The following is a 7,332-nucleotide window of genomic DNA, read 5'->3' on the forward strand; positions in this document are numbered from 1 at the left end:
GATGTTCTCTGCAGAACACCTACACTTCTTTATAAACGGGCTCCTGTGAAAAGCTAATCTTGTCTCTATATTGCCCTTCCGTTTCAAAAACGACTATTTCATTAACTCCTTTCTTTAAGTATCCTTTTGGAATATAGAGATAGAGGATTGGACCTTTTTCCCAGAAACGTCCGATATTGACATTATTAACAAATACGACACCCTTACCAAAACCTGTCATGTCTAAGTAAGTGTCTGCCAGCTCTTCCACTTCAAACTGATAGCGATAGAAGGCTGGTTGACCCTCCTGCCACTCTTTCGTGAAATCCAGATCAGAAATATCATCCAGTGGCAATGGATACATATCCCAATTGCCAATATAGTGCAGGTCTGCTATGGCACCACGACCCAACCCTTTAGACTGTGTCGGTGCTGTCAACTTATGACCATAATTGACCCGTCCCATGTTTTCAACCAAGACGGCCAATTCCAGATGGTTAGATTGAAATTCCAAGTCAATATCCTCACCAATTTCTGTCTGGTATTGTGTGGTAACCCAACGACCATCCGCATAGACTTGAATACGGTCACGCGCATCAATGACACGAAGCCGTTCTGCCTCCTCCTTATCCCGCTCTAACTGCGTTCTATAGAGGATATAGCCCGTCGATTGCCCCAGTTCTTCCATATTTTTCGGATAGAAGCCAAAAGAGTAATCGCTTACATTTTCTACTACAGCAAAAAGGCTTACCTTATCCTTCAAGTCCACACTTGGAAAGGCCTTGGCTTCTTTTACCAGTGGCTCAGCATAGTCCAAATCTGGATAGGTTTCCTTCAAACGTTGTTGCAAAAGATAAAACTTCTTAGTAGGATTTCCAGCTTCATCCAATATAGCATCATAATCATAAGAAGTTACCTGAGGCAAATCAATTTGACCACGAGCAGAGCAACCATTCATGAAACCAAAATTTGTTCCACCATGGAACATGTACAAATTCAAGGAGCCCAATTCGATACATTCCATAACCGAATCAACCATTTCTTCCGGCTCTCTACGAATAATCTCATCGCCCCAACGATTGAACCAACCATCCCAAAATTCCATACACATGAGTGGCCAATTCTTCTGATGTTCATTAAAGAATGCCGTCATATTTGCAAAATTCTCTCTAGCTTTAGAACCAAAGTTTCCTGTTACAAATACATCGTCCTCTATCAGGGTTCCTGCACGTAATGTTGCTCGCCAAGAACCATCCGAGGTAAACAAGGGAGCAGTTAGACCATGTTTACGCATCAAGCCAGCCACCGATCTTAGATACTCCTTCTCCTCACCATAAGAGCCATACTCATTTTCCACTTGGAACATAAGTACATTTCCACCCTGTGCGAGTTGGAGCTTGGCCAATTTAGGAATAAGAGAAGCGTAATATTCATCTAAGTGCTGCAAGTACACCGAATCACTCGAACGTACTCTAAGCTCTTCCTTCATCAACCAAGCAGGGAGGCCACCCCATTCCCACTCCGCACAAATATAAGGGGAAGGACGTACAATTGCATAAAGCCCTAATTCTTGAGCCAATTTCAAAAATCGCTCAATATCCAATATACCCTCGTAACAAAACTCACCCTTTCGAGGTTCATGCATATTCCAAGGGACATAGGTTTCAACCGTATTAAAACCAAGGGCCTTTAAGTTATACAAAGAATGGTACCAATCATCAGGATGGACACGAAAATAATGAATCGCGCCTGATAAAATCTTAAAGGGTTCACCGTCCAAATAAAATTGGTCTCCAATATAAAATTCTTTCATTTCTTCCTCCGATGCAACCGCTTACCTTTCTGTTAATATAATAACACTTATCTGTGGTTATGTCCAGTACTTTTTAAAAATTTTTTACTTTTTTTTACAAATACATCTATTTCATCAGTCAGAAAGGGATTACATCTATTTTTTATGGATTCCGGCTATATTTTTTGATTTTCATAAGCTAATTTAGTATAATGATTCATAGAAAGGAAGGAAATAAGTATGAAAGTACCTAAGTACCAGCTTATACAAAACGACTTACGCCAGCAAATTATCTCTGGCAAATTTGAAAATGGCGACAAATTTTACACAGAATCTGAATTAACAAAACTATTTAACGTTAGTTCTATCACCGTTATTCGTGCAGTAAACGAACTAGTTAAAGACGGCTACCTCGTTCGTCAACAAGGTAAAGGAACCTTTGTATCCCGTTCACGCAAAGGACGTCTTGTAGAATTTTCCGATATTGAGATTTTTCCTATGGATAAGGATAAGGTTACTGTTCTCTCGTGCGAAAAAGGCAATAAACCCGATATCCTTGAAAAACTAAATCTTGACAAGAATGAGTTTTATTATAAAATTGTACGCGTCCGCGCAGCAGAAGACACTCCATACATCTTCCACAATTCATACATCCCTCAACGATATATCCAGAATCCAGATGCTCCACTCGAGCACTATCAATCAATCTATCAACGCTTCAAACTGGACTACAATATCCACATGTCCGAGGAACCATTTGTAGAAACGAATGAAATTGTCAGCCCATGTCCAAAAGAGGTTGCCACTCATTTGAAATTAAAAGCGACTGAACCAGCTGTACTACAAAACAAAACAACTACTAACAGTACTAGCGGTGAAGTGATGGAATATACTGAAACTTACAAACACTGGAAGTATTACAAATTTGAAATTACAGCCAATCATCGCTAAAAAAACGCAGACTAACGTCCGCGTTTTTTCATATCCAATAACAATCAAAAGTAGTCTAGGAAACGAAACCGAAAATAGAACTGGATTTCATCAAGGCTCTTGACAACGAATAATTTTGATTTTCGAAGAGTATTAATTCTAATATCCCCGTTGATGGGTAATCTTGTAACGAAACTGGTCCGCTCTAGCAATACTAAACGTAAACTCGATAATTCTATTCTTATCATTATAGGTTTTTCTTACCAAATGAAGCACTGGACTATTGCTTGGAATCCCGAGTATCTTAGCTTCATTATCCAAAGCAATACTTGCATAGAACTCTTCTTCTGCCAAACGAATCACCTGATGATAATCCTCTGAAAAAATTTCATACAAGGGAGTTGACTTCATTCGCTGAGCAGCTAATCCAGGAAATAGCGAGGCAGGAACATATGTCCTTTCCAGCATCATCGGAATCTCATCGGCAAGTCTCAAACGTTCAACTTCAAACACTTCCTCACCCTGACTAAGTTGTAGATGTTGCGCAATATAGTCTGATGCCTTAACCAATTCAAAGGATAAAATTGATGTCCTCGGTACTTTCCCAATTTTTTTCATTTGCTCAGTAAAACTATAGGCCTGAGACAAATCAACTGCAGTATCTGAAATCTCAGATACATAGGTTCCCTTACCGTGCTTCTTATAGACTAAGCCCCGTTTTTCCAATTCTTGCAAAGCCAAACGAACTGTAATACGACTGACACCATAAACCTGTGTCAACTCACGCTCTGAAAATAACTTGTCATTCGGAGCCATCCTCTCACGAATTGCAACTTCCAATTCATCAACCAACTGCAAATAGAGAGGTTTTTCAACAGTTTGACTAACCATAGACTCCTCCTTTCTAACCCACATAAGCTTACAAATCTATTTTACACCAAACTTCATATATTAACAATATCTTAGGTGATAAAATACCAGTTCTTCAAGCTAAAGTAAGGTCACCTCATCTGGCAAAGTAATGGTCTCTTTTCCCTGCTTGTCCATTACCAAGATTGTTGAGGGATAAAAAGGATCAAAACGACTACTTAAATCTACAGCCAGTACATTTTTATAACCTTCCTGCGAAAAGACCAGCGTAATCTTACCACGACGATTTTTGATAGAAAAACGGATTACATTTTTCAAAGGAATAACTCCTTTTAAGTAGTGATCAATAACATACCAGAAACTGTCAATCACTTCCCCGGGAAGCGAGGTCACAACTCCAAAACTTGCATAGCGCCCATTTGTTTGTTCAAAGGCCATAAGCCCCTCCTTTACAATAAGAAAAAAGCCTGTTAAACAGGATTTTCTTTTCTAACTTTATCTACTTCTCAGTTCTAAATAGCGTTTGTACCAGATATTAACGTAGGCTGGAGAGAATGGTCCACGCTGGTTATTAATCCAATCAACCAGTATCTTGACATTTTCCTTCAAAATAAAATCAATATCATCCGAATACTTCATCGCCTTACGATGACGCTCATATTCATCCACATCCAGCAGTCTCTTTTCACCATCAGCAAAGACCTTAACATCTAGGTCATAATCAATGTATTTGAGTGCCTCATTGTCGAGAACATATGGACTAGCAAGGTTACAATAATAGGAAACTCCGTTTTCCCGAATCATGGCAATGATATTGAACCAGTATTTTTTATGAAAATAAACGATTGCTGGTTCTCTTGTTACCCAACGCCTACCATCATTTTCAGTCACTAAGGTATGATTATTGACTCCAATAATAGCATTTTCCGTTGTTTTTAATACCATGGTGTCACGCCAAGTGCGATGAATTTCACCGTCATGTTTATAACTTTGAATAGTAATAAAGTCGCCTTCCTTTGGTAATTTCACTTTGTTACCAACTTTCTACTATTACAATTTATCTTGACTATTATACCATATTTTTTCAACCTAGGCGAAACTTTTTCTCACAGATATTCACGAAGAGCAGATTTTATGGCATCAAAATCAAAGCCCTTGCGAGCCAAAGCCTGCATCAACCTTTGCTTCAATTCATAGCCTTCATATTTACGACCATATTTTCTATACTGCTTATCCAATTCCTTGGCGATTAAATCATCTTCATTTTCCTCATCAGCCACAAGTTCCAACTGACCCAGGCTTTGTTTGGCTGACTCATAAGAAAACCCCTTACCCATCAATCCCTGTACAACTTTATCTTGCAAAGCTCGAAGAGGCAACTTTCTTTGGTATCTACCCACCAATTTCTCCCCAATCTTCCCAGCAAGCTCTGAAAAATCTTCCTCAGCCAGCCTTTTATCAATCAGCGGTTTAGGAATTCCTTTCTGCATCAACCTCTGACGAATCATAGCTGGTCCCTTATCTCCATTTAGAGCATTCTGACGAACATAGCTATCAACATAATTCCCATCGTCCAGCCATTTTTCCTCTTCTAATACCGTCACAATCTTGACAATATTGTTTTCTTCAATTTCATATTTTTTTAGATAATCACTAACTTCTTTTTGGGTACGTTGCTTGAAGGAAAGGTAATAAAGTGCTAGATTTTTCCCATAAGAAAACTGAGCAAAATCGCGAAGCTCACAAAACTCCTGCTCCGTGATTTCCTTGCCCTTACTAAGCATGAAGCGAACAATTGTGTCTTCCGTAATATACAAACTATCCTGACCATCCACTTCAAGTAAATAAAGACGTTTCTTCTTTTCAATTTTTGTAATTCTCATTCTTTCATTATACAGGATTTTTCGGTAAAATAATAATATGAATCTACAAGTAAACCAACGAATCCCCTTAAAAATCAAACGAATGGGTATCAATGGCGAAGGAATCGGCTTTTATCAAAAAACGCTGGTCTTTGTCCCTGGTGCCCTTAAGGGGGAAGAAATTTTTTGTCAAATTACCTCAGTCAAACGAAATTTCGTTGAAGCAAAATTGTTAAAAATCAACAAGGAATCAAAATTCCGAGTCAAGCCTGCCTGTGACATCTATCAAGCCTGTGGTGGTTGTCAAATCATGCACCTCCGCTATGATAAACAATTAGACTTCAAACAAGATCTCTTGCAGCAGGCCCTAAAAAAGTTCAAACCAGCTGGCTACGAAAACTACACTATTTATCCAACAATCGGTATGGATAAGCCTAGCCACTATCGTGCCAAATTACAGTTCCAGACTCGATCTTTCAAAGATCAAGTCAAGGCCGGTCTCTATGCAGAAAATTCCCATCGCTTGATTGGAATTACGAATTGTTACGTCCAAGATTCCGAAACACAAGAGATTATCAACGGAATCGCAAAGCTACTCACCAAGCACCGTATTCCTATTTACAATGAGCGCAAGCAACACGGAATCCGCACGGTTATGGTCCGCAAGGCTCGAAAAACAGGTCAAGTTCAAGTGATTTTTATCACCTCTTGTCAGGTTAATCTTACTAAATTAATTGATGAACTCACCAGTCAATTTCCAAGTATAATCACTATTGCTCTAAACTGGAATAGACAAAAAACGAGTGATATTTATGGTGAGAAAACAGAAATTTTATGGGGAGAACAAGCTATCGATGAGGCTGTTTTAGATTACGAATTCTCACTATCTCCACGGGCATTTTACCAACTAAATCCCCAACAAACAGAAATTCTCTACGGCGAGGCTGTCAAGGCTTTGGACATTTCAGGAGATGAAAACTTGATTGATGCCTACTGTGGCGTGGGCACAATCGGCTTCGCCTTTGCTAAAAAGGTCAAATCTGTTCGAGGTATGGACATTATTCCAGAAGCCATCGAGGATGCTAAAGCAAACGCTAAGCGAATGGGATTATCCAATACCCACTATGAGGCAGGTAAAGCAGAAGAAATCATTCCAAAGTGGTACCAAGAAGGCTACAGGGCCGATGCCTTGGTAGTTGATCCTCCACGAACTGGACTCGATGAAAAGCTCCTCAAAACCATTTTGGATTACAAACCAGCTAAAATGGTTTACGTATCCTGCAACGTCTCCACCCTTGCAAGGGACCTTGTTGAGCTAAGCAAAGCCTACAAGGTAGAATACATTCAATCTGTCGACATGTTTCCCCACACAGCACGGACCGAGGCGGTTGTTAAACTAAGCAAAAAATAAAAGGCACTATATGACTATGACGGGTAAACCCACTATGGTCATATAGAGCCTTTTTGAGTGTAGAAAAAAGTCCCATATGACCTACACTGAAAAACAACAAAACTCACATTTTCAAGCGCCAAACTGGAAGCTACCAATAATCTCATCAAAGTCATTAAAAGAAATGCCTTTGGTTTCAGGAAGATGAAAAGGCTCTATAATTTCTGTAGTGGGTAAATCCACTGTGGAGATTATGGAGCCTTTTTGAGTATAGAAAACATACTAAGATTAGTAATGAAGAAATCTCCGACGGGAGAGAGTACTCACTACTTTTTTCATTCTCAAGATGCTAAAGTAGAGGTGTCTTGTTAAGTCGTGGGACTTTTTGACGCTAGACGTCGCATCAAAAACTGGGAAGACACCTGTTTTAGAAAGAATGTTATCAAAGTATGTGGGACGCCAGACGTCGAGTATTGAAAATGACATCACTAAAACAAGGAATCATTCAA

The 7,332-nt window shown here is 39.3% G+C and carries 7 protein-coding genes and 1 pseudogene; 3 read left to right on the forward strand and 5 right to left on the reverse strand.

Going from position 1 to position 7,332, the window contains the following annotated elements; translation table 11 throughout:
- Nucleotides 1-19: 19 nt before the first annotated feature.
- Nucleotides 20-1,792: a glycoside hydrolase family 35 protein gene (locus P7J36_RS08110; protein ID WP_408551834.1), complete on the reverse strand. Its 1,773-nt coding sequence runs from the start codon at nt 1,790-1,792 to the stop codon at nt 20-22.
- Nucleotides 1,793-2,011: 219 nt separating this feature from the next.
- Between P7J36_RS08110 and P7J36_RS08115 the strand changes: the two genes are divergently transcribed.
- On the forward strand, nt 2,012-2,722 hold the full coding sequence (locus tag P7J36_RS08115; RefSeq protein WP_015646515.1) for a GntR family transcriptional regulator: 711 nt from the start codon (nt 2,012-2,014) through the stop codon (nt 2,720-2,722).
- A 138-nt stretch (nt 2,723-2,860) separates the two neighbouring features.
- Here P7J36_RS08115 and P7J36_RS08120 read toward each other — a convergent pair whose 3' ends face one another.
- The 4 genes from P7J36_RS08120 to recX form a co-directional block, all read right to left on the reverse strand.
- Complete coding sequence (locus P7J36_RS08120; protein WP_014735520.1) at nt 2,861-3,592, reverse strand: GntR family transcriptional regulator; 732 nt, start codon at nt 3,590-3,592, stop codon at nt 2,861-2,863.
- 99 nt (nt 3,593-3,691) lie between these two features.
- Entirely contained in the window at nt 3,692-4,009 is a 318-nt protein-coding gene (locus tag P7J36_RS08125; RefSeq protein ID WP_002942715.1) for a DUF960 domain-containing protein, read from the reverse strand.
- A gap of 57 nt (nt 4,010-4,066) precedes the next feature.
- Nucleotides 4,067-4,600 (reverse strand): nucleoside tri-diphosphate phosphatase, encoded by a 534-nt coding sequence (gene ntdP / locus P7J36_RS08130; RefSeq protein ID WP_004194106.1) that lies wholly within the window; start codon nt 4,598-4,600, stop codon nt 4,067-4,069.
- A 77-nt stretch (nt 4,601-4,677) separates the two neighbouring features.
- Nucleotides 4,678-5,454 carry a recombination regulator RecX gene (gene recX / locus P7J36_RS08135; protein ID WP_398582880.1) on the reverse strand — a complete coding sequence of 259 codons (777 nt, stop codon included), beginning with the start codon at nt 5,452-5,454 and terminating at the stop codon, nt 4,678-4,680.
- Nucleotides 5,455-5,491: 37 nt separating this feature from the next.
- Between recX and rlmD the strand changes: the two genes are divergently transcribed.
- Together rlmD and P7J36_RS08145 are read left to right on the forward strand one after the other, a co-directional pair.
- Entirely contained in the window at nt 5,492-6,844 is a 1,353-nt protein-coding gene (rlmD, locus tag P7J36_RS08140) for a 23S rRNA (uracil(1939)-C(5))-methyltransferase RlmD (protein WP_408551835.1), read from the forward strand.
- Nucleotides 6,845-6,943: 99 nt separating this feature from the next.
- Nucleotides 6,944-7,033 (forward strand): annotated as a pseudogene (locus P7J36_RS08145) (transposase); the annotation flags it as partial.
- Nucleotides 7,034-7,332: the final 299 nt, after the last annotated feature.

Source organism: Streptococcus suis (assembly GCF_046032115.1).
GTDB classification, from domain to species: Bacteria; Bacillota; Bacilli; order Lactobacillales; family Streptococcaceae; genus Streptococcus; species Streptococcus suis_AJ.

Coding starts and splice junctions, on each gene's coding strand:
- P7J36_RS08110 (WP_408551834.1), bottom strand. CDS start 1,792: ATGAAAGAATTTTATATTGGAGACCAATTTTATTTGGACGGTGAACCC.
- rlmD (WP_408551835.1), top strand. CDS start 5,492: ATGAATCTACAAGTAAACCAACGAATCCCCTTAAAAATCAAACGAATG.
- P7J36_RS08115 (WP_015646515.1), top strand. CDS start 2,012: ATGAAAGTACCTAAGTACCAGCTTATACAAAACGACTTACGCCAGCAA.
- P7J36_RS08120 (WP_014735520.1), bottom strand. CDS start 3,592: ATGGTTAGTCAAACTGTTGAAAAACCTCTCTATTTGCAGTTGGTTGAT.
- recX (WP_398582880.1), bottom strand. CDS start 5,454: ATGAGAATTACAAAAATTGAAAAGAAGAAACGTCTTTATTTACTTGAA.
- P7J36_RS08125 (WP_002942715.1), bottom strand. CDS start 4,009: ATGGCCTTTGAACAAACAAATGGGCGCTATGCAAGTTTTGGAGTTGTG.